The following is a 1,323-nucleotide window of genomic DNA, read 5'->3' on the forward strand; positions in this document are numbered from 1 at the left end:
TCCGGCGGTGCCGGACTGCCGGAGGGCCCGTACGTCGCGGTACCGCCGGACACCGGCCACGCACCACCGCGGTGACCCGGCCGGGACGGCGACCGTCACCCCCCATCGCCCCCGTCCCCCGCCTCCCCGCCCTCCCCCACCGCCATCGGTGGGGACGGCGGCGGGACCGTGGGGGCCTTTTGTGCGGCTCGGGACAGTTTGGTGATCTGGGCGTCGACGAGTTCCGGGGGGATCTCGACGTCCTCGGGGTCGGACAGGCTGGTGGCGAAGAACATCGCGAGCGTGGCGCCCGAGCGCACGACCGTGATCAGGCTCGGCGCCCGCTCCGCCGCGTTCTCCAGCCGGTAGGCCACCGCCTCGTCCCCGAGCCGGGGCGCCGTGAGCGTGCGGACCGCCCGGAACTCCTGGGGTTCGCCCTCCCCGGTGCGCATGCGGAAGCCGCCCGCGCAGCCGGCCGCCGCGGACCGCAGCCCGTCGAGGGTGGAGACGGCGCCGTCGCCGCGGTAGGTGGAGACGCGGATCATCCCCATGAGGCCCTGGAAGTCGAGGTCCTCGCCGGCCTTGGCGAAGGTGTTGACGACGGACGCGGCCGGCGCGGGCCGGGGCCGGGAGCCGAGGGCCTCGACGAGGGGCCGGCAGGAGGCGTCGTCGGCGACGGGCCGCCCGCCGCCGGCGGCCCAGCTGCTCGCGCGTTCGATCTGGAAGCCGGGGACCTCGCGAGGCCCCAGCTCGACGTGCCTGAGCTGGGCGGAGCTGAGTATCCGCACGGCACCGCCCGTGTCCTTGGCCTCGCCGCGGCCGCCGCCGCGGCCGCCTCCTCCGCCGGAGCCGCCGCTGCCGTCGAGACCGCCGTCGCCGCCAGGGCCGCCGCATCCCGCCGTCAGCCCGAGGGCCACGACCGCGGAGACCGCCACCATCGCCTTCACAGGGCCAGCCTCCCAGCGCCCGCGGGGTCCGTCCCCGCGCCACGCCCGGCCACCCGGTTACCCTCTGGACTTCCGTTCGACGGGCGGCTTGACGGAAGCGGCGCGGCTGCCCCTACAGTTCGCTCGCCCGAACAAACGGGCGGACCCGGCACGCGTACGGAGAGGGGGCCACGCTCATGAAGATCGCCTTCCTGATCCACAACGCCTACGGCATCGGCGGCACGATCCGCGCCACCGGCAACCTCGCGAGCGCCCTCGCCGCCCGCCACGACGTCGCCTTCACCCGCCTCGCCGACCTGCGCGTCACCCAGCACCTGGAGGCCACGGACGACGAGCGCTTCGAGGAGATCGTCCGCGCGATCCGCCCGGTGCTGCTGCCACCGCGGACCCCGGCGGC

The 1,323-nt window shown here is 76.1% G+C and carries 1 protein-coding gene and 1 pseudogene; one reads left to right on the forward strand and one right to left on the reverse strand.

Annotated features, from left to right (window positions below):
- Positions 1–95 precede the first annotated feature (95 nt).
- The gene (locus V7793_RS37640) at positions 96–926 is read right to left on the reverse strand and encodes a hypothetical protein (protein WP_336014247.1); all 831 of its coding nucleotides are present in this window, start codon (positions 924–926) and stop codon (positions 96–98) included.
- Between the two features lie 176 nt (positions 927–1,102).
- Here V7793_RS37640 and V7793_RS37645 point away from each other — a divergent pair.
- A pseudogene (locus V7793_RS37645) lies at positions 1,103–1,323 on the forward strand (hypothetical protein); the annotation flags it as partial.

This window comes from Streptomyces sp. KLMMK, assembly GCF_036961605.1.
Lineage (GTDB): Bacteria > Actinomycetota > Actinomycetes > Streptomycetales > Streptomycetaceae > Streptomyces > Streptomyces telluris.